The sequence below is a fragment of the Mesorhizobium sp. M4A.F.Ca.ET.022.05.2.1 genome (assembly GCF_003998845.1).
Classification (GTDB): domain Bacteria; phylum Pseudomonadota; class Alphaproteobacteria; order Rhizobiales; family Rhizobiaceae; genus Mesorhizobium.
Genome location: NZ_RZOJ01000009.1, coordinates 1 through 20,355, shown reverse-complemented (window position 1 = coordinate 20,355; position 20,355 = coordinate 1). Strand labels below are relative to the sequence as shown.

Here is a 20,355-nt window from a genome sequence, read left to right as displayed (position 1 = left end):
GGGGACATTGGTGGGATTTCCTCTGCCCCGGCGGACTGATAGGCTCGGTCTATCCCGGGAGGAGACGGCGATGGCGATCAAACTCGACGAGCTCATGAACGCCACCAATCTGCGCGGGCGAAGCGCGAGCGGCACCTTCATTGCCCCGGTCAGTGGCAAGGCGCACGTCTCGGGCGACAACTCAGTGCCCTTGCTCGACAAGACCATCCCGGAACTGTTCTCCGACACGGTCGCGAAATACGCCACGCTCGACGCCGCAGTCTTCGTCGGCCAGGACAAGCGCTTCACCTGGAGCGAGCTGTCGGACACGGTGGATGCGCTCGCCGCCGGCTTCCTGGCGCTCGGGCTCGAAAAGGGCGACCGCGTCGGCATCTGGTCGCCCAACCGCTGGGAATGGCTGGTGACGCAATTCGCCACCGCGCGCATCGGCCTGATCCTGGTCAACATCAACCCGGCCTACCGGCTGACCGAGCTGGAATATGCCCTCAACAAGGTCGGCTGCACGGCGCTGGTCACGGCCGCCAGCTTCAAGACGTCCGACTATCTCGGCATGATCGAGACACTGGCGCCGGAGATCGCCACCGCGACGCCAGGTAAGCTCAACGCGAAGAAGCTGCCGGCGCTGAAGATCGTCATCCGCATGGGCGAGGACAATTCGCCCGGCATGTTCAATTTCGGCGACGTGCTGGCCATGGCCGGGCGTGACGAGCATGACAGCCTCGACCGCATTTCCGAGCGGCTGAAACCGAATGAGGCCATCAACATCCAGTTCACGAGCGGCACGACCGGTGCGCCGAAGGGTGCGACGCTCACCCATTTGAACATCGTCAACAACGGCAATTTCGTCACCGCGGCGATCAAGCTCACCGTCGACGACCGGCTTTGCATCCCCGTGCCGCTCTACCACTGCTTCGGCATGTCGATGGGCACGATGGGCTGCGTCACCAAGGGCGCCACCATGGTGTTTCCGGGCGAGGGCTTCGATGCCGGCGCGACGCTGAAGGCCGTGGCGCAGGAGCGCTGCACCGGCATCTATGGCGTGCCGACCATGTTCGTCGCCATGCTCGACCATGCCGATTTTTCGAGCTTCGATCTTTCCAGTCTGCGCACTGGCATCATGGCCGGCTCGCCATGCCCGATCGAGGTGATGAAGAAGGTGGTGTCGCTGATGCATATGTCTGAGGTGACCATCGCCTACGGCATGACCGAGACCAGCCCTGTGTCGTTCCAGAGCGGCGTCGACGATCCGCTGGAAAAGCGCGTCTCCACCGTCGGGCGCATCCATCCCCATGTCGAAGTCAAGGCCATCGACGCCGATGGCGCTACCGTCGCGGTTGGCGCGCCGGGTGAGCTCTGTACGCGCGGCTATTCGGTGATGAAGGGCTACTGGGAAGACGCCGAGAAGACCCGCGAGGCGATCGACGCCGACGGCTGGATGCACACTGGCGACCTAGCGACGATAGACGTCGAGGGCTATTGCAACATCGTCGGCCGGGTCAAGGACATGGTCATCCGCGGCGGCGAGAACGTCTATCCGCGCGAGGTCGAGGAGTTCCTCTACCGCCATCCCAAGATCAAGGAAGTGCAGGTCTTCGGCGTCCCGGACGACAAATATGGCGAGGAGCTATGCGCCTGGGTCGTGCTGAAACCCGGCCAGGTTGCCACGGAGCAGGAGATCAAGGCCTTCTGCGCCGGCCAGATCGCGCACTACAAGGTGCCTCGCTATATCCGCTTCCGCACCGAACTGCCGATGACGGTCACCGGCAAGCCGCAGAAATTCCTGATGCGCGAGGCGATGATCGAAGAACTGGGTTTGGTGGTGCAGAAGACGGCGTGAAACGGCATTTATGGACAACGAGTTTCCGAATTTCGCGGCGCTGAAGGCTGCCAAAACCGAAAACATAGATTTTCGCATAGTCGTCCGGCGCGGAGGGCGAACCGGCAGTGCGATCGTCATGGCCCCGCATGGCGGCAAGATCGAGCCCCGCACCTCCCTGATCACCGAGACGATAGCCGGGCGCGATCTCGATATGTATTGCTTTGAAGGGCTCATGCCGGAAAGCAACCGAGAGCTGCACATAACATCCAGGAACTTTGACGAGGCAACCGCGCTGGAACTGTTGCGGACCAAGTCCACGGTCGTCGCTATCCACGGTCGTCGGGATCGGGACGATCCCTCGACAGTCTACCTCGGCGGCAAGGACGCCGCGTTGGTTTCGGAGATAGCCTGGCGTCTGCAGGACGCCGACTTCCAGACGCAAAAGGACAACCATCCCTTTCCAGGTATCCAGGATTTGAACATCGTCAACCGAGGCTTGACGGGGAAAGGAGCACAGCTGGAAGTGCCCTTGTCGTTGCGCCGTCGACTGGGGAACGAGTTGGAACTTCTGGAACGATTTTGTGGGGCGGTTCGCAACGCCATCGAGACATTCGATGCGCAAAACGGTGCCCAGGCCTCAATCGTGTTTTGAATGGTGCGCTTGGCAGGCAAAGATGCCTGTGAGAGGTGCCCCCGCCGCCCTTTTCCGCTAAGTTCGCGGAAACGCGCGGCGTTCGGGGGCTCGGATGACAGGTTTCGGCCGATCGGTGACGTCCTATGCGATGCCCTTGGTCGCCCTGGCGATGGCCGTCGCGGTCAGAGCCAGCGGGATGTCGGTGGACGCAGGTTCGCCGAGCGTCAGGATCCTAATCGGAGCGCTTTCGAGCGCGATCATGTTCATCACCATTTTCATCGTGCTCGAGCATGCCGAGGCGGTGGCTCGGCGGGTGGGCGAGCCATACGGCACGCTGGTGCTGACCTTTGCCGTGACGGCGATCGAGGTGTCGATCATCGTGTCGATGATGCTGCATGGAGAGAACAACCCGACGCTTGCCCGCGAGTCCGTCTTCTCGACTGTGATGATCACATCCACCGGCGTTGTTGGCCTGTGCCTCGTGCTTGGCGGCTGGCGTCACCGCAAGCAGGCAATCGTTCGACAGGGGACCAGCGCCTACCTGGCGGTCCTGATCGCGCTGACGGTGATGACGCTCATCCTGCCGACCTACACCCGGACCACCGATCCCGGCACGTTCTCGGCCGCCCAGCTTGGCTTTGTCAGTGTGCTTTCGGTTCTGCTTTACGCGGCTTTCGTTTTCGCGCAGACAGTCCGGCACCGCGGCGATTTCATCGAAGGACAGGCGCGCGACGTCTTGATCGCAAGCGCCCCTCACGAAGGCATCTACGCCAGCGCCGTGCTCCTGTTCATCGGGTTGATCGGCATTGTCATGCTCGCTGAACAGGTCGCCGCGAGTGTCGAAGATGCGCTCGTTGCCTATCAGGTGACTCAGGCGGACAGCATCGTGGGGGCGCTGATCGCGGGGCTGGTCTTGATGCCGGAGGCCATTTCGGCGGTTCGCGCTTCACTCAGCAACGAACTGCAGCGCGGCTTGAACGTCGCGTTGGGTTCGGCTTGCGCCACGATTGGTCTCACGATACCGGCGGTCGCCGCCGCCAGCCTGCTGACGGGACGAGGCTTGACCCTGGGGCTACCGGCGGCTGACGCAGTCCTTATGGTTTTGGCGCTTTTCGTTTGCAACGTGAGCTTCAGCACCGAAAGAACGACATTCCTGACGGGCATGGTTCATGTCGTGGTGTTTCTTACGTATGTGTTTCTGATATTTGTACCCTGAAGGCTTGGTCCATGCTGGCAACCGGATGCAGGGATGAGACGGCCACCGGTTGGGAATCGCTGGCGCTTTCATTGTTCACGGAAACGCTGAACCGCTCTATCTCTTTGTTTTGACGCAATTCCGGACGGAAAGCCGTTTCACACTTTTTCCTGGAATTGCTCTGTCGGGGCGCATGCCACAAGACAGCGCTGCGAGCTGGTCAGTCTCCTCGCTAAAGCCAGCCGCTGCTTGCCCTATCGCCGATCTTATGGCCGGCTTGCCCTGCGTTCATCAAAGGGTCGCCAGCCGCGAATTCGGCATGGTCTTTCCGTAGGCCCGGCGCAGGGTCAGCTTCTCTTCCAGCGCAACGATGACATGTGTGGCAAAATCAGTCTTGTACATGTCCGCGAGCCGCGACAGCCCGCCTGGCGTGAACACATTGATCTCGAGAAGTTTGTCGCCGGCTATGTCGAGCCCAACCAGAAACATGCCGTCGCTCACCAATTTGGGGCGTACCATCTCGGCAATGCGCAACATCGTGTCCGTCACCTTGACCTTGCGGGCGGTTCCGGCGGCGTGGATGTTGGAGCGAACATCGCCCTTGGCGGGGACGCGGCGAAAGGCTGCATAATTGCCATCGCGCATCAGTGGCAGGCCGTTCATCAGGAAGAGACGCACGTCACCGGCCTTGGCCTCCGGGATGTAGACCTGGGCGATGAGATAGCCGTCACCGCTGGCCGCCTCGAAAATCTGGTTCAGGTTGGAATCAGCAGGCGTTGCGATATGGAAGACGTTCTTGCCACCCGATCCCTGGAGTGGCTTGACGATGCAGCCCTTTGCGTTCTTGTCGATAAACGCGCGGATCTCGACAATGCTGCGCGATATCAGGGTCGCCGGCCGAACTGCCTCGGGGAAGGTCTGCAGGTAGAGCTTGCTTTGTGCCTGCGCCAGACCGTCCGGATCGTTGACGACGACGACGCCGCGTTCCGCAGCGAGCCGCCCGAACATAACGCCTGCGTTGGCGGCCCATGGTCGATCGGTGGCGTCGAGCGACGGGTCGTTGCGCAGAAACAAGATGTCGACTTCGCCTGTCGGGAAGGTCTTTTTCTGCTTCGCGGCATCCTTCAGGGCAGCATACAGCTTGTCGGTCGTCCTGTAGGGAGCGTTCGGCAGGACAGCGACGCTGACAGCCAGATTGTCATCCGGACGCAGTATGAAGTCGCCAGGTTCAACGTAGACAACAGAATGACCGCGCTGAACCGCGGCCTGCGCCAGCGTTGTCGTCGTGTAGCCGGGCGTCTCGCTCTCAATCGAATTGACGAAGAACGCAATGCGCATCGGGGGCTCCGCTCACGTCTCAACCATATCGATCGGATCGATCCCCGCCATCGCCTTCTTCAGGCGTGGACGCGCTGCGTCGGAAGAGAGGAACGCAGGTTCGAGCCGCGGCGCCCGCAGCAAGCCGCGCGCGTTGAGTTCCTGGATATCGGCGAAATGCGCCGCGGAGATCTTGCCGATCCAGAACGGCGTGAGACTGCCGCCACTCTTCAGATGATCAAGAACCTGCGCCACGCCACGCAGATAGATGGCGTCTTTTGCCAAGCCGCCGCCTCGAAAGACGCGCAGAACGACGTTGAAGGCGCTGCGATCATCGAGACCGAAATCACCATGCAGAACGCGGAACGTATACTCAAACGGTGCGCCGGCGAGCATCGCCTGACACGCGATAACCCTTGCCGCGATCAGTCTCAGCCGCGCCGCGGTCATGCCGCCGACCAGATATTCCGCCAGCACGGCCAGTCCCTCCTGCATGCCCTCGTAACCGGCTAGCCCGTTGCGGAAGATGGCGAGCCCTTGCGCATCGCCGTTGAAATAGGTCAGCAGATGAACACCGATCTCGTGACTGAGCAGTGCGGTCAGTCGCTCCGGTGGAAGATTGGTGTCGCGCGAAACCAGCAGCCGGTTCCGAGAGACGAGGAGGCCGGCCGGCAGGTCGGCGCGGACCTCCACGGAAGCGTCGAAATCGGCGTAGGCGGCACTGTATCCGGCGATCATGTCTCGCGCGGCCGCGGCGACAGCGTCGGCGCCCAGGCCCTTCTGTCGGGCCGTCGAAGCAACGCGGGGCGTCTTTTCGAGAATGGTGCGTGCCCTCGCCGCCAGGCTAGGCTCGACGCTGCCATACAGTGCTCGACCGAGTTCGACGAAGCTGGGCGTTTCGCGTGCCGCGAGCATCGACAGTTGAAGATCGAGTTCCTGCTGCTTTTCGGACAGCAGCCTGGTCAGGAGCGGATCTTCCAGGTGATCAAGGGAGACCGAATAGAGCTTCCGCTTCTGCGCGGCAACCTCGAACTCGAGCGGCCTGTAGAGCAGCGCGGGCATCCGCTCGAAGCCGCCGGCCTGGAATTCCTGCCAGGCTGGTTCGGCGTTGATCGGTGTGACGGCAAGCAGAAAATCGAATGTCGACGCGACGCTGTCGAGCGCCCGGTCGGCGCGCACGACAGCGTCGATATAGGCGCGTCGCCCCAGCGAACGATGGGTTGCCGGCGGTTCCAGCTTTGATGCCTTCAGAAAGGCGCTGACGGCCTGAAGCGCCGAATCCACCATGTTGGCGACGATGAGGTCGCGTAATTCAGGATAGACGCGCTCGGTGCCTGGCACCCTGTAGATTGGCGCGAAGCGCACCGTCAGGCGCGCCACATTGCCGAGATGGTCCGGGAGCCGTGCTTCGGCGCGTGTCGTGGGATTGAATTCGTCCACGCGGGGCGTGCGGTATTTTGCGTCGCGTCCGGACGCGGCGGCGGCGAAGCGCTTGAGCGCTGCCTTCTCAGCCGCCGTGCCGCCGCCGGCCAGTGCAATCTCGAAAGGCGGCAGGAACGGAACGTCCTCCGTCAGGAACCGGTCTTCGGCCAATTCGCCGATGTCGAGTACGAGGAATGCGCCGCAACGATCGCGTATCCTCTTCGCCATCAGCCGCGCAACCTCGCCGGCGAAGCCGGCATTGGCCACGATCAGATAGGACGCACTGGCGGAAACAACATCGAGTGCCGCATCCTGCTGCGAGCCGACATGGACGCAGAGAAAGGGCAGCGGCCGATCGATGTGCAAACGGTCGCCGTCGCCGAACTCGCGGCGGATCGGCTTACCGTCCCGGAAAAGTGCGTCGAGGTCCGATTCGATTGTCGCCAACGGAGAGGCAGCCTGGACCAGCTTCGGTTTCATGTCATGCCCCGCAGCGCTGCCTCGAGCACGGGCACCGTCGACGCAAGCATGGCGCGCAGTCGTTCGATTGCCGCCCAGTCGGGCTCGCCGCTCCATTCGTCCATGAAAATCTTCTTGAACTCGACCGCGATGGCACACCCCGTCTCGGGGAAATTGGCATGGACGAAGCGGGTCTGTTCGCCCTTGCCCTGGAAAGACACATTTTCGCGCACGTCGATCGGGTCACCATGGAAACGATGGCCGCGCAGCGTTTCCACAAAGGCGTCGACGACCGGCGCCCAGCGCGTGCGGTCCATCGAGAATGTGCCGATGTTGATGTCAGGCGCGACATCTTGCGGCGCAGCCGCTGCCTTCGGCCCTTCGCGTCGGTGGTTGTAGCTGTGGACGTCGACCAGGACGAACTTGCCGTAACGTTTCTCGACATCGGAAAGGACACGCTTGAGTTCGCCGTAGAACGCGTCGTGAAAGGCAACGGACTCGTCGACAATGTGCTCGGCAGGCGGCTCTCGCCATACGTTCAGACCCCAGGACTGATCCGCCGACCGATAGACCGCAGCCGCGCGCGCGCGGTTCAGATCGACTTGGAAGCGCGATCGATGAACAATGATCTGGGTTGGGAAATCGGCGATAAAGTGCTCGGTGAAGGGGTCTTCCTCCCTCCGGCGGTCCGAGTTGGAAATGCACAGGAGCGATTGGCAGGTCGGCCCGACGTCGGAGCCGCTGTGGATCGCCGTGCCAATGACGGGGGAATCACCGAGCTTGATTGTCCAGCCTGCCGGCCCGCCCCGATTGGTATTGAACGTTGGCTTGTTCACGATCCACCGAAATGCACGGAGAGGGCGGACGGTTCCAGTCCGTCACACCAGCATAGCGGGTTGACGCTTGCGAGCAGAACCACATTGTCTCGCAGGCGTTGTCGGCCTGTGCCTCTCGCCTGGGGGCTGGCGTCATCGCAAGCAGGCGATCGTTCGACAGGGACCGGCGCCTATCTGGCGGTTCTGGTCGCGCTGACCCTCCTCCTGCCGAAACGGCGCCAACAAGTCACGAAGAAATCCGGAACCGGATCAGATACCAGAGCGCCTTCATCCCGTCGCGCCAGCCAATCTTCTTGCCCTCGTCATAGGTCCGGCCGTAGTAGCTGATGCCTACCTCATAGATGCGCAAGCGGCGCGCGCGTGCGATCTGGGCGCTCAACTGGATTTCACAGCCAAAGTCGTCGCAGGTGAGACGCAGGCGGTCTTTGACCTCACGTGTGAACATCTTGTAGCAGCATTCGATGTCGGTGAGCGTCTGGTTGTAGAGCAGGTTGAACATCAGCGAGATGAACCTGTTCGCCAGATAGTGGTGGAAATAGAGTGACCGATGCGGCCGGCCATAGAAGCGCGAGCCGTAAACCACGTCAGCAACCTTACGCCCGGTGATCAGGTCGTACATCACGGTCCAGTCCGCGGGGTCGTATTCGAGGTCCGCGTCTTGAATGACGATGACATCCCCGCTGGCGGCCGCGAGCCCGCTCCTCACTGCGGCGCCCTTTCCCCTGTTGCGCTCCTGGTAGTGCGGTCGCACGGTAACTCGAGCATCCGCCGCATCGTCGGTGAAGACGAGATCTCCGTTGGCACCGACCACCATGCCGGAGGCCGAGCGAGGCCCGTCTGGAAAATTCCTTCGCAGCAGCTCGCGGGTCCCATCGGTCGATCCGTCATCGACGACGATGATTTCCTTCTCGATGCCGGGAAGCGCGCTGCTGATGACGGACAGCACGCTTGGCAGCGTCGCAACTTCGTTGAAGACAGGAACGATTACGGAAAGCATTGGGAGGGGCGGGCCTAGGCAAGAAGCGCTGCTGCGAGCATCAGCAGTCCGATGATCGCAAAGAACGCTCGATACTGTCCCTGAAGCCGGATCAGGCTTTCGTAGGTGAGGCCCTCGCGCAAGGCCCGCAACGATGCCAGGACATGCAAGGGGCAGAGGGCCGCGGCCAGAACGAGCACGAGGGGTACAAGGCCCAACAGCGCGAGCGCAACCAGAAGGGCATAGGCCACCGTGAACAAGGCAAGCCCGGCAAAGAAGCTCTGCCTCTTGCCGAAAGCCACGGCGTTCGTGCGGATCCCGTTGAGGTCGTCACTCTCGTGATCGCGCGTTTCATGCGTGAAATGGCCTGCGGTGAACACCAGCCCGAAGAAGCAGCTGATGGCCAAGCCGCGTGCGTCGATCGCCGTGAAGGTTGCGTAGCCGAGCAGAAAGTGCAGCGCCCCGCCGGCAAGATGAAGCGCCGAGCTGAACAAAGGCGCGCCCTTGAGGTGAACGGGAGGGGCGGAGTAGAGCGCGCTGAGGCCGGCAATCGCTAGCCCGAGCAGGAGAGTGTTCTGGCCGACCAATCCGAACAGAAGGAGGCTGAGCGCCAGAAGCGACAGCGCCAGGCAGCCGATTTCGGTGCGGGTCAACCCTCTGGCGGCAAAAGTCCCGGAGGCACGCCGGGGGTTGTTGAGGTCGCCATCGATTCCCGACCAGTCGTTGAACACAAAGACATGCGCGACCAGACAGAAATTGCCGCTCATGAGAGCGGCGATCTCCAGCAGGTTGCCGCTTGTCAGGGTGCCGATCGATAGGACCGCCCCAAGCAGCGGCGCGCCTTGAAGCGCCAGCACTTCATCGAAGCGGACGCAGGACAACAGCCGATATGCGGACAATCCTGGCCGAGGACGCGTCGCAATGGCCGTTTCGATTGGAATTCGTGTCACTTTTCACCGCATCGCTGCTGGAGACTGTCGGAGCGGCAGCCAGCCTTGGTCTGCCTGGATCGGTTTTCGAAATCGAGCCTCAGCCACAATGCATATCCTAGCTCTTGCGACCAGTAGAATCGCCGCACCGAGGCAGTCAGATCATTATGATAGAAGAGCGGAGGGGTGCTCCTGAGCAAGGAAAAATCATCGGCGGCGATCTTGTCCAGAAGTTCTGTTGCCTCGTGGTGGGTGTCGGCCGTGGCCGCGCCGTCCTCCGTCAACTGCAGAAGCTGAATGGCTCTGATCCAAATCTCTTGCCCGGGAACTGTCGTGCGCAGGCGCGACGATGGCAGCTGTAGCGGGCAGCCGGCCTTGCGCAGATCGGCGAGCCGCAGGATGAGCAAAGGCGGGGCATCGGCGTAGTACACCCAGACGTCGCCATCGGCCGCTTTCCGGGTCATGGCCTCGCACAGTGCTTTTGCCGCGGGGGGATCTTCCTTGGCGAGCAGCATGAACACATGCATCTGGATGCCGAGATCGGCTGGGTTTGGATCCCTCCCCGGGTCGAGGCATTGATAGCGCTCCGTCGGCGCGAGCCAGGTCCTGTAGAGGCCGTCGGCCCTGCGATATTGCGCAAGGGTGGCGAGCGCCGGGGCCAACAGCGTCCTGTCCGTGCTCGGCGCTACGCGCCAGACGAGTGCCGTGTCGTCGGCGTCCGGTGTTATGGCGCAGCCCAGCGTGCCGATCGTCGGCGCATCGGGTCGTCCGTGATAGCGGACCAGGCCTCCGGGTTCAATCTGGTCCGTCAGATATCGCCGCGCCCGCATCAGCATGTCCGGCACGCCGGCCTCGTTCGCCATGGGCGAAAGGACGTCAACCATGACAGCGTTGAGGTAGGTGTTCAGTTCCTGGCGCGTCTGCTCGAACGCTGTGCCACTGGTGAAATCCGTCAGCCAGTAGCCGGGCGCCTGTTGTCTCTCGGCAAGTGCCTGAACCGCGCGTTGCTCGGTAGTCGGCGGCGGTGCCAGGGTGAACTTGCGCTCCATGATGAGCCGCGGCTCGCCGCCTTGCCACGGATGCACCAGGATGCTCACCACATGGTCGCCCGGCGCGAGCTTACTGGCGGGAAACGAGATTCGCCAGCCGGCGGCATTCGTTGAGCCGAGTGCCTGACTGACGTCGGGACGATCGAAGAACGCGTTTGTGCCGGCTATGCCTTGGCCGTCGACCATGGCGTTGACATCGACCGGAGTCATCGCATCAGCGAGCGCCCATCCGACGATCTCGACCTGGCGCTCGGTCGCCTGGCCTCCCGCCGCCGACGCCTCGATGACCCTGATCTCGTCCAGATAGCCGCGCATCCGGGTCAGGAGGTCCATGGGCGCGGGCGGATGCTTCAGCTCGGCGATAAAGGGAGCGTTGTTGATGTCCCATGCTGGCCGCATTCTGTCGGGACCGCGCGCCGCCACCACGTGCGCATCCGCCACCCCGAGGTACCAGAACGCGCCGACGACCTCGATCGCCACCGCCGCCAATGCGGCTGCTGCAAACAGAACCCGGCCCGCTCGCGGCAATGCCGCCAGCACGGGCGGCAGCATCCAGACAAGCATCGGCGCCATATCCGTGAGCCAGCGCGGCCCAAAGGACATGCCCTGGCGCCAGTCTATCATGCTGTAGAAGATCACCTGGACGACCATGGCGCAGCCTATCGCGATGGTCAGGCCGCGCATCTTCCGGTCTCGCAGCACCTGGCGCAGGAAGCAGGGTACAAACAGCAGGAAAGGCGAAAAGACGAAGAGCCCGTGCGTGGGGCTGAACAGGAGGCCGGCAATGCCGCCCAGAACGCCGTCACTGTACTTGTCCGGCGGATCGATCAAGGCGTAGGCACCGGCGATATTGCCGACGAAATGGAGATTGTAGGCGACCACCAGGCCCACTGGGATCAGCCCTGCGGCCACGTAGAGGGGGATTTTGCGTCCCGCCCACCAAAGTCCATAGAGGCCGAGGCCCGCCGCCAGAATGGCATCGGGTTGGCGGTTGACGGCAATGAGCGCGCAGAGAAAACCCGTTGCCGCGGCGCGAAGCGCGGTGACCGGCCCGGTCAGCAACAGCATGGTCGCGATGACAAGGAGCTGAGCCAGCCCATGCATCCAGAGCGCCTGGCTGCTGATGACCCATGTTGTCGTGCCGAAAGCATAGATGGCAGTGAGAAAAACGGCGGTCCGCGGCTCGCAGCGGCGCCGCAGCAGCAGATAGAAAAGCATGACCGAGCCCGCGGCCATGAGCGAGGCGCAGAGCTTCTCCATGACCCGGGCAACCTTGTCGAACAGCAGCGGTTCCCAGCCCCTGGCCGAGAGGAAATGAACGGCCGGAAGGTACAGCGGAGCGACAACGACAGGGACGGCAACCGGGTATAGGGAGACCAGGTGGCCGCCGGGCCCCTTCAGCATCCAAGCCGCGGTCTCGACTTGCCCTTGAGCCTCCGGCGGCTTGCGCCCCTGGGCGACCTCCCTGACGATGGAATCCAGCACCACCTTGTGGTCGCGCAGGATCGAGAACGGCAGATATCGCGCCGCATAGGTATCGGCGGCCGGGATCGACCGCAGGTTTGCGTTGTAGACGACAAAGGCGAAAAGCCCGATCAGGACCGCGATCGCGACATCCCGAAAGGCGCTTCGGCGCGATATCCGCGATTGTCGTTCTTGCCCCGCTGCATGGGCCGTGTCGGTCGGCAATACCCTCAACCCCATGCGACTTTTCAGGGACCCTATAGTGTCGCCGCGGTCGGCTTCAACGGATATGCCTATGCTTCAACAGAATTGTCCGCTTGCCGTAGCTCGCTTCAGTCGTCCAATCCGGCCTTTCGAAGCGCGTCGAACAGGTGGTCGAAATCCGCCTGGTCCTGATACTCGAAAGCTCCGTGCCAATAGGGCTCCCAGTTGGCGAGCTTGCGGCCGGGAAAGACCGCCATGTCTTGTTCCGCAACGCGCAGGAAATGCTCCAGCGCCGATCTGGCTTCCTGCAAAAGGCCGGCTTGGGCATAGCTGGCTGCAAGCCAGCCGTGCACTTCATTGATGGGATTGCGGGCCTGTTTGAGTGCGGTGATCGCCTCCTGATAGCGGCGGGCTGTGAAACAGACGATCCCCATGTCCCATGGCACCCAACGCGTATCGAACGGATTGAGCCGTCTCCCCAGCTCGATTTGAGCGATGCCGCTCTCAGCGTTGCCGGTCGCGGCAAGGAACATGCCGTAGTAGCGCCGCGCCAGGAAATCGTTGGGATTGAGAGCCACGCCGGCTAGGATTTCTGTATGAGCCTGGTCGAATTCCCGTCTGAACAGGTGCACTATGCCAAGCAATGTATGGGCAAAACTGTCGGTTTCATCGAGCAGAACGGCGCGCTGCGCATAGTCGAAAGCTCTTTGAAGCGACGCGCCGGAGTCACGGGTCCATTTGGCCATGTATTCATAGAAGAGGCACCATGCGGCATGAGTGCATGCCACAGCGCTCTTGGGATCCAGCGTCGCCGCGCGCTCGGCGAATTCGCGAGCCTGCGCATTCTCGCTTCGCGTATAGTTAAGCGTCAGGAACTTGGCGCGCAGCACCAGGTCATAGGCCCGCAGCGTGTCCGGGCTCATACGCTCGACCCGGTCCCGGCTCGCCACGTCCACCCGCCCGCAGACGGCCGCGGCCACGGACCTCGCGACGTCATCCTGAACAGCAAAGATATCGACAAGCTCCCGGTCGTACTTTTCCGCCCATAGCTGGGTGCCACGACCAGCATCCACCAGTTGCGCGCTGATGCGCACCCTGTCGCCCACCCGGCGGAAACTGCCCTCGACCACATAGGCCACGCCCAATTCTCGCGCGATTTCCTGCACCTTGACCGGCCGGCCCTTGAACGCAAACGAAGAGTGTCGCGCGATCACGAACAGCGACCTGAACCGCGACAGCTCGGTGATGATGTCCTCGGAGATGCCATCGCTGAAATACTGTTGGTCGGCATCGCCGCTGAGATTCTCGAAGGGCAGCACGGCAACCGCCGGCCTCTCGGGGAGCGGCATCTCCGCAGTCGAAGGCAAGACAGGGCTGACAGCAGAAACGGGCTCCTCAGCGGCGCGATCCCGGATGGCTTCGTAGAGGCGAATTGTCTCTGGCGCCGGCTTGACTCCGAGCTCCGCGCGAAGGCGATCGCGCAGTCCTTCGTACCGCCTCAACGCCTGAACGGTTTGGCCCGCCTCGGCCTCTGCCTGCATGATTGCCCGGCTGGCCGCTTCGTTGAGAGGATCAAGCAGGAGGAGTCGCCGCGCGGCCTCCGCGGCAAAACCCAATTCGCCGTTGGCGATCGAATCGGCAATGGCTCTCGTCAGCGCAGCTTCGAGAAGATGTCGGAGGCGCCGTCGCTCGAGAAGCAGCCAATCCTCGAACGGGGGACTTCGGACGCTGACATCCTCGATGATTTCCCCGCGGTAGAGCGCAGCCGCGGCATGGAGCGACTGCGGCGTTCCTTCACGCAAAAGCCGCTCGAACGTCGCGACGTCCGTCTTCACCGCGGCGGGATCGAGCTTCACCGTTCGCCGGTCCGCAACGATCGGAGATGCCGCCGATGCCTGCAGGCCGTGCCGGACGCGCGTTAGGGCGTGTTTCAAGCTGTCGCGGGCCTGCTGATCTCCTCGGTCGCACCATAACAGGTTTGCCAGCTTGTCTCGCGTGTGGTTCGTGCCAGGCGATAGCGCGAGGAACGCAAGCAGGGCACGGTCTTTCTGGCCCGGCAGGTCGATATCCTGGCCGGTCGCAAGCTTTAGCCCGAAGTCTCCGAACAACGTGATTTCTACGGCCACGACGCCCACCAGCCAGCTGGGTCGCTGTCATCCAAACCCTTGGCTCCACAATTAACGCGCAATTCCCGGGAGGCACAACGGATACCGATCGAATCCCGCTGGCTTCCCGCTGGCTGCCACGGATGCATCCCTGCACGGCGATACAAGAGGTTTGAAGGCGCGCGATGATTTGGGGCGAATGACAATGACGGCTGCGGTTGAAAGTCTTCCAAAGGATCACCGACAGATTGGCCGGGCTTTGGCCCCGCTTCGCCATCGCCAATCCATTGGCACGGCCATGGTCATCTTATCGTCGGTTGCGATAGCCGTCGTGCCGAGCTTCGCCAGGCTGGCCTACGACGGGGGCAGCAACGTCATGTCCGTCATAACGCTGCGATGCCTGTTAACCGTCGGAATGACCTGGATCTTGATGGTCTCGCTCGGCCAAACCCTTTGGATAGTCCGAAAATCTTTGATCGTCAGCTGCGTTGCCGGCGTGTCCTACGCCGTCATGCTGTTCGGATTTCTGGGAGCGGTCAAATACATCCCCGTCAACATGGTCATCCTGATCTATTTTTCGCACCCTCTGCTGGTAGGGGTTGCCGCGGCGCTGCTCGGCGACGGGGCGATGAACATGAGAATGATGATGGCGTTCACAGCGGCATTCGCGGGCTTGGGCCTGGCCATTGGTTTCTCGCTCAGCGCCTTGAATGCCACGGGGCTTTGCCTTGCCGCTCTCGGAGCGGTCACCTGCGTGTTCGTTATTGTTGGAAGCGCCCGCGCCATGAGACAGGCCGGCGGCCTGGCTGTGGCTTTCTATATGATGGTGTCGGCAACGATAACGCTGGCGCTGCTGTTTCCGTTCATGAGTGTATTCGCGTTGCCGCAGACTGTTGCGGGGTGGGTCGGGTTTGCAGGTGTCGCGATCGGTTCCACCATCGGAACGTTGGCTTTCCTTTGCGCGTTCCCGATTGTCGGCTCTGTGCGCGCCACGATGATCAGCAATGTCGAGCCCCTGCTCGGCATAGTCTTTGCCGTCCTGGTTCTCGGCGAGACGATATCGGCGATGCAGTTGGGCGGCATTGCCATGGTGCTCGCCGCTGTCATTTCAACTGGGCCGATAGGAACGAAACCCGATGGCACGGATGGGGACAAGTCGGTTGATCGCGGGTCAGATCGCCAGTCGCCAGAAGCAGACATCCGGTCGGACACGACGCTTCTCAGTTCGCCAGCACAGCTTCGCCAAGCCCACGGATGATTTTCGCCAACTCCACGCATTCGTCATGCCGCGCCTTGTTGCGGCGCCAGGCGAGGCAGATCATGCGCAGCGGCATCGGTTCCTGGAACGGGACGATCTTGAGGTCGGGGATGGTGCCGGCCGGCCGCATCGCCATCTCCGGCACGAGCGTCACGCCCAGTCCATGCGCCACCATCTGCAGCAGCGTCGTCAGGCTGGTGGCGCCGTAGCTTGCCATCGCCACCGGACGGACATTGCCGCACACGGCCAGCGCCTGCTCGCGCAGACAATGGCCTTCCTCCAGCAGCATCAGCCTTTCCAGCGCCGGGCTTTCCGGCGGCACCGGCGGCGAGGCGAAGGCCGGATCGCCTGACGGCACGGCAAGGAAGAAGCGGTCAGGGAAAAGTTCTTCGCTGACTAGGCCGGGATGGTCGAGCGGCAGCGCGGCGATGAAGGCGTCCAACCGGCCGGAAGCTGTGTCCTCGACCAGCGACGCGGTCACCGCCTCGCGCAGTTCGAGTTGCAGGACCGGGAAATGCTTTCTCAATTCCGGCAACACATGCGGCAGCAGATAGGGCGCGACCGTGGGAATGATGCCCAGGCGGAAGCGCCCTTCCATGGCGGGGCGGCCGCGCCGGGCCGTCGTCTCGACGTCACGGATATCGGCGAGGATGCGCTCGATGCGTGGCTGCAAGGCCAGCGCCTCGTCGGTCATTCGCACCGTCTTGCCGCCGCGCTCGAACAGACGGCAGGCCAGCCGCTGTTCCATCTCCGCGATCTGCGCGGAGAGCGCCGGCTGACTGACGCCGGCGAGCTTGGCGGCGCGGCCGAAATGCAGCGTCTGCGCCAGCGCGTCGAAATATTGCATCTGCCGGACGGTGAGGCCAATCATAAGGAAATCCTATCGGAAAAAACAGGAAAGGCAATTTGTCTTTATCGTCTCGCCGGCCTAGTCTGGAATCGTTCCAGATTGGCGCGGCCGCTGGCAGCCCCTGGTGAAAAATCAAATCTCGGCAAAAATCGGAGAGTAAGATGGACGCGAAACCGATGACAACAGCGCGGGCAAATGCCCTGTGGCGCATGGATCCGCCGGCCGGACCAACCGTGACTGGTGGCCGAACCAGCTCGACCTCGGCGTGCTCCACCAGCAGTCGAACCTCTCGGACCCGATGGGCGAGGATTTCGACTACGCCAAGGAGTTCAAGAGCCTCGACCTCGATGCGGTGATCAAGGACCTGCACCATGTGATGACGGATTCGCAGGACTGGTGGCCGGCTGACTTCGGCCATTACGGGCCGCTGTTCATCCGCATGGCCTGGCACAGCGCCGGCACCTATCGCATCGGTGACGGCCGCGGCGGCGCCGGCGCCGGCCAGCAGCGTTTCGCGCCGCTGAACAGCTGGCCGGACAACGCCAATCTCGACAAGGCGCGCCGCCTGCTCTGGCCGGTCAAGCAGAAGTATGGCCGCAGGATCTCCTGGGCCGACCTGATGATCCTCGCCGGCAACGTCGCGCTGGAATCGATGGGCTTCAAGACCTTCGGCTTCGCCGGCGGCCGCGCCGACGTCTGGGAGCCCGAGCAGGACGTGAACTGGGGTTCCGAGGCGAAGTGGCTGGGTGACGAGCGCTACTCCGGCGACCGCGAGCTCCATGGCCATCTCGGCGCCGTGCAGATGGGCCTGATCTACGTCAATCCCGAAGGCCCCAACGGCAATCCGGATCCGCTGGCCGCGGCGCGCGACATCCGCGAGACCTTCCGCCGCATGGCGATGAACGACGAGGAGACAGTCGCGCTGATCGCCGGCGGTCACACCTTCGGCAAGACCCATGGCGCCGGCGATGCCGCACTTGTCGGCGCCGAGCCGGAAGGCGCCGGCATCGAGGCGCAGGGCCTCGGCTGGTCGAGCAAATACGCCACCGGTATTGCCGGCGACGCCATCACCTCGGGCCTCGAGGTCACCTGGACCACGACGCCGACGAAGTGGAGCAACAACTTCTTCGACAACCTCTTCAACTACGAATGGGAGCTGACGAAGAGCCCGGCGGGCGCCCATCAATGGACGCCGAAGGCCGGCGCCGGCGCCGGCCTGGTGCCGGACGCGCACAATCCGTCCAAGCGCCATGCGCCGGCCATGCTCACCACCGACCTTTCGCTGCGCTTCGACCCGGCCTACGAGAAGATCTCGCGGCGGTTCCACCAGCATCCCGCTGAGTTCGCCGACGCCTTCGCCCGCGCCTGGTTCAAGCTCACCCACCGCGACATGGGTCCGGTCGTGCGCTATCTCGGCCCGCTCGTGCCGAAGGAAGAGCTGATCTGGCAGGATCCGATTCCGGCGATCGACCACGAGTTGGCGAGCGAAGGGGACATCGCTGCGCTGAAGGCCAAGATCCTCGCCTCCGGCCTGTCGGTCTCCGACCTGGTCTCGACCGCCTGGGCCTCGGCCTCGACCTTCCGCGGCTCCGACAAGCGCGGCGGCGCCAACGGCGCGCGCATTCGCCTGAGTCCCCAGAAGGACTGGGAGGTCAACCAGCCCGCCAAGCTGTCGACGGTACTGGCGAAGCTCGAAACTATCCAGCAGGAGTTCAACGCAGCGCAGACCGGCGACAAGAAGATCTCGCTCGCCGACCTGATCGTGCTCGGCGGCGTCGCCGCGGTCGAAAAGGCGGCGAAGGACGGCGGCCACCAGGTGAAGGTGCCGTTCACCCCGGGCCGCATGGACGCCTCGCAGGAACAGACCGACGCCCAGTCCTTCGCCGCACTCGAGCCGGTCGTCGATGGCTTCCGCAACTATGCCAGGGGCAAGCTGCCACTGTCGGTCGAGGCGTTGCTGGTCGACCGGGCGCAGCTCCTGACCCTGACAGCGCCAGAAATGACGGTGCTGGTCGGCGGCTTGAGGGTGCTCGGCGCCAACTCCGGCGGCTCGAAGCACGGCGTGTTCACCGACAGACCAGGCACGCTGAGCAACGACTTCTTCGTCAACCTGCTCAGCATGGCGACGGTCTGGGATCCGGCGTCGGGCTCCGACGAGATCTACGAAGCGCGTGACCGCAAGACCAAGGCGGTCAAATGGACCGGCACCCGCGCCGACCTGATCTTCGGCTCGCACGCGCAACTGCGAGCGCTTTCCGAGGTCTACGGCTCGGTCGATGCCAAGGACAAATTCGTCAAGGATTTCGTCAAGGCGTGGACCAAGGTGATGAACCTCGACCGCTTCGAGATTGCCTGATCCTCGAAAGAGCGTGCACTCCAACAAAAAGGCGCGGGGCCAGCCCCGCGCCTTTTCGCATTCAGGCTTCAAAAAAAATCAGTCCTTCTCGAAGATGCGCGCCTTGGCGACGACGCCGGCGATGGCGCCGCCGATCAGTGGCGCGACGATGAACAGCCACAGCTGGCTGAGCGCCGCCGCGCCCGAAAACAGCGCCGGACCGATCGAGCGGGCCGGATTGAGCGAGGTGCCGGTGACCGGGATGATGGCGAAGTGCAGCCCGGCCAGCGTCAGGCCGATGACCAGCCCGGCGAAGGTCGTGCTGTGATTTTGCGCCGTGACGCCGAGGATCACGGTGACGAAGGTGAAGGTTGCGATCAATTCCCACAGGAAAGCCGAGCTGACGCCCCATTTCGCTTCGTCCCAGCCATTGGCGCCGAAACCGCCAGTGTGGCCGCCGACCTGGCCGGAGACGATGATCCACAGCGCCAGCGAGGCGATGATGGCGCCGATGATCTGCGCGATCCAGTAGGGAACGACGTCCTTTGCCGGCAGCCGGCCGGCGAGGAAGGCGCCAAGCGTCACAGCCGGATTGAGATGCGCGCCCGAGATCGGCCCGATCGCATAGGCCGCCGCGATGAGGCCGATGCCGAACGCCAGGCCGATGCCTTCCTGGCCAAGCGGCAGCGCGCCGCCGAAGCCGCCCGTGACCACAGAAGCCGTGCCGATGAATACCAACAGGAATGTGCCTAGAACTTCCGCAAGATAAGTCTTCATTGCCCTCTCCTCGTATCGATCCGCAAAACCGCCTTTACTGCGTCGCGAATCACGGCTGAGAGAGTATTCGCAACCCGAAATCTTGGAAAGCGGAGTGGTTAAGCCCGCGGGCTTGCTTGTACTCGTTAGTAAAAATATTAGACATATTTCATGTTCCGGTTGATTTGTTCTTGTTTTCCGCTGAGGACCGACTGCATCGAAAAGCGTTCCGTATGTCGTACGCAGGATGGCATTGGACCGGCCGTTTTGGCCTCACCGCAACAGAACTGTTTCAATCGGAGCAGGAAAGGCTCTAAGAGCAGGACTGAAGGCAACGGTTGACGGAGCAGGAATGAGACTGGGCGGAAGGCTGGCGGCGGCCATTGAGGTTCTGGAAGACATCGGCCGGCGGCACCGGCCGGTGGCCGACGCCCTGCGCGACTGGGGCCTGTCGCACCGCTTTGCCGGCGGCGGCGATCGCGCGGCGATCGGCAACATCGTCTATGACGCGCTGCGCCGCAAGCGTTCCGCCGGCTGGCTGCTCGGCGAGGAAACCCCGCGCGCAATCGGCTTCGGCGCCCTGCTGCTCGAATGGGGCCAGACGGCACAGTCGCTGAACGATGCGCTGGACGGCGACAGGTTCGCGCCGCCGCTGCTCAGCGACACCGAACTGATGGCGGCGGCCGATCGCCGCCCGGCCGATGCGCCGGACGCGGTACGAGCCGACATTCCGGACTGGTGTGTGCC

The 20,355-nt window shown here is 63.0% G+C and carries 14 protein-coding genes and 2 pseudogenes; 6 read left to right on the top strand and 10 right to left on the bottom strand.

Annotation, left to right across the window (positions count from 1 at the left end):
* Nucleotides 1-70 precede the first annotated feature (70 nt).
* Together EN745_RS02365 and EN745_RS02360 are read left to right on the top strand one after the other, a co-directional pair.
* Nucleotides 71-1,837: an AMP-binding protein gene (locus tag EN745_RS02365; protein WP_127420446.1), complete on the top strand. Its 1,767-nt coding sequence runs from the start codon at nucleotides 71-73 to the stop codon at nucleotides 1,835-1,837.
* 10 nt (nucleotides 1,838-1,847) lie between these two features.
* Nucleotides 1,848-2,471 (top strand): poly-gamma-glutamate hydrolase family protein, encoded by a 624-nt coding sequence (locus tag EN745_RS02360; RefSeq protein WP_127420445.1) that lies wholly within the window; start codon nucleotides 1,848-1,850, stop codon nucleotides 2,469-2,471.
* Nucleotides 2,472-2,594: 123 nt separating this feature from the next.
* On the opposite strand, the gene EN745_RS37435 is transcribed toward EN745_RS02360, so the two are convergent.
* A complete protein-coding gene (locus EN745_RS37435) occupies nucleotides 2,595-2,720 on the bottom strand; it encodes a hypothetical protein (protein ID WP_281033066.1) in 126 nt (41 codons plus the stop codon).
* Between EN745_RS37435 and EN745_RS02355 the strand changes: the two genes are divergently transcribed.
* Entirely contained in the window at nucleotides 2,713-3,669 is a 957-nt protein-coding gene (locus EN745_RS02355) for a calcium:proton antiporter (protein ID WP_245487605.1), read from the top strand. The two genes, EN745_RS37435 and EN745_RS02355, sit on opposite strands and share 8 nt — an antisense overlap.
* Before the next feature lie 270 nt (nucleotides 3,670-3,939).
* Here the strand turns inward: EN745_RS02355 and EN745_RS02350 are convergent, their stop codons facing one another.
* The 7 genes from EN745_RS02350 to EN745_RS02315 all read right to left on the bottom strand — a co-directional run bounded on the left by EN745_RS02350 (nucleotide 3,940) and on the right by EN745_RS02315 (nucleotide 14,430).
* Nucleotides 3,940-4,986, bottom strand: a complete 1,047-nt coding sequence (locus EN745_RS02350) for a glutathione synthetase (protein ID WP_126056393.1) — start codon at nucleotides 4,984-4,986, stop codon at nucleotides 3,940-3,942.
* A gap of 12 nt (nucleotides 4,987-4,998) precedes the next feature.
* On the bottom strand, nucleotides 4,999-6,867 hold the full coding sequence (locus EN745_RS02345) for a flavohemoglobin expression-modulating QEGLA motif protein (RefSeq protein WP_127420443.1): 1,869 nt from the start codon (nucleotides 6,865-6,867) through the stop codon (nucleotides 4,999-5,001).
* Nucleotides 6,864-7,682 (bottom strand): N-formylglutamate amidohydrolase, encoded by an 819-nt coding sequence (locus EN745_RS02340; protein ID WP_245482261.1) that lies wholly within the window; start codon nucleotides 7,680-7,682, stop codon nucleotides 6,864-6,866. Before EN745_RS02340 ends, EN745_RS02345 begins: the two co-directional genes overlap by 4 nt.
* Nucleotides 7,683-7,908: 226 nt before the next feature.
* On the bottom strand, nucleotides 7,909-8,679 hold the full coding sequence (locus EN745_RS02330) for a glycosyltransferase family 2 protein (RefSeq protein ID WP_126056390.1): 771 nt from the start codon (nucleotides 8,677-8,679) through the stop codon (nucleotides 7,909-7,911).
* A gap of 14 nt (nucleotides 8,680-8,693) precedes the next feature.
* Nucleotides 8,694-9,539 (bottom strand): UbiA family prenyltransferase, encoded by an 846-nt coding sequence (locus EN745_RS02325; RefSeq protein ID WP_189362933.1) that lies wholly within the window; start codon nucleotides 9,537-9,539, stop codon nucleotides 8,694-8,696.
* A 65-nt stretch (nucleotides 9,540-9,604) separates the two neighbouring features.
* Complete coding sequence (locus tag EN745_RS02320; RefSeq protein WP_127420441.1) at nucleotides 9,605-12,325, bottom strand: hypothetical protein; 2,721 nt, start codon at nucleotides 12,323-12,325, stop codon at nucleotides 9,605-9,607.
* 107 nt (nucleotides 12,326-12,432) lie between these two features.
* Nucleotides 12,433-14,430, bottom strand: a complete 1,998-nt coding sequence (locus EN745_RS02315) for a BTAD domain-containing putative transcriptional regulator (protein WP_189362932.1) — start codon at nucleotides 14,428-14,430, stop codon at nucleotides 12,433-12,435.
* A 184-nt stretch (nucleotides 14,431-14,614) separates the two neighbouring features.
* On the opposite strand from EN745_RS02315, the gene EN745_RS02310 reads away from it, so the two are divergent.
* Entirely contained in the window at nucleotides 14,615-15,667 is a 1,053-nt protein-coding gene (locus EN745_RS02310) for a DMT family transporter (RefSeq protein WP_189362931.1), read from the top strand.
* Here EN745_RS02310 and EN745_RS02305 read toward each other — a convergent pair.
* Nucleotides 15,630-16,538, bottom strand: a complete 909-nt coding sequence (locus EN745_RS02305) for a hydrogen peroxide-inducible genes activator (RefSeq protein ID WP_126056384.1) — start codon at nucleotides 16,536-16,538, stop codon at nucleotides 15,630-15,632. The two genes, EN745_RS02310 and EN745_RS02305, sit on opposite strands and share 38 nt — an antisense overlap.
* 151 nt (nucleotides 16,539-16,689) lie before the next feature.
* On the opposite strand from EN745_RS02305, the pseudogene katG reads away from it, so the two are divergent.
* Nucleotides 16,690-18,873, top strand: a pseudogene (gene katG / locus EN745_RS02300) (catalase/peroxidase HPI); the annotation flags it as partial.
* 78 nt (nucleotides 18,874-18,951) lie between these two features.
* Here the strand turns inward: katG and EN745_RS02295 are convergent.
* Nucleotides 18,952-19,629 carry an MIP family channel protein gene (locus EN745_RS02295; protein WP_126056382.1) on the bottom strand — a complete coding sequence of 226 codons (678 nt, stop codon included), beginning with the start codon at nucleotides 19,627-19,629 and terminating at the stop codon, nucleotides 18,952-18,954.
* A gap of 331 nt (nucleotides 19,630-19,960) precedes the next feature.
* Here EN745_RS02295 and EN745_RS02290 point away from each other — a divergent pair.
* A pseudogene (locus EN745_RS02290) lies at nucleotides 19,961-20,355 on the top strand (MFS transporter); the annotation flags it as partial.

Bases quoted from the DNA above. Each gene is read 5' to 3' on its own strand.
- EN745_RS02350 (WP_126056393.1), bottom strand. From the start codon at position 4,986: ATGCGCATTGCGTTCTTCGTCAATTCGATTGAGAGCGAGACGCCCGGC.
- EN745_RS02355 (WP_245487605.1), top strand. From the start codon at position 2,713: ATGTTCATCACCATTTTCATCGTGCTCGAGCATGCCGAGGCGGTGGCT.
- EN745_RS02365 (WP_127420446.1), top strand. From the start codon at position 71: ATGGCGATCAAACTCGACGAGCTCATGAACGCCACCAATCTGCGCGGG.
- EN745_RS02330 (WP_126056390.1), bottom strand. From the start codon at position 8,679: ATGCTTTCCGTAATCGTTCCTGTCTTCAACGAAGTTGCGACGCTGCCA.
- EN745_RS02345 (WP_127420443.1), bottom strand. From the start codon at position 6,867: ATGAAACCGAAGCTGGTCCAGGCTGCCTCTCCGTTGGCGACAATCGAA.
- EN745_RS02310 (WP_189362931.1), top strand. From the start codon at position 14,615: ATGACGGCTGCGGTTGAAAGTCTTCCAAAGGATCACCGACAGATTGGC.
- EN745_RS37435 (WP_281033066.1), bottom strand. From the start codon at position 2,720: ATGAACATGATCGCGCTCGAAAGCGCTCCGATTAGGATCCTGACGCTC.
- EN745_RS02305 (WP_126056384.1), bottom strand. From the start codon at position 16,538: ATGATTGGCCTCACCGTCCGGCAGATGCAATATTTCGACGCGCTGGCG.
- EN745_RS02360 (WP_127420445.1), top strand. From the start codon at position 1,848: ATGGACAACGAGTTTCCGAATTTCGCGGCGCTGAAGGCTGCCAAAACC.
- EN745_RS02295 (WP_126056382.1), bottom strand. From the start codon at position 19,629: ATGAAGACTTATCTTGCGGAAGTTCTAGGCACATTCCTGTTGGTATTC.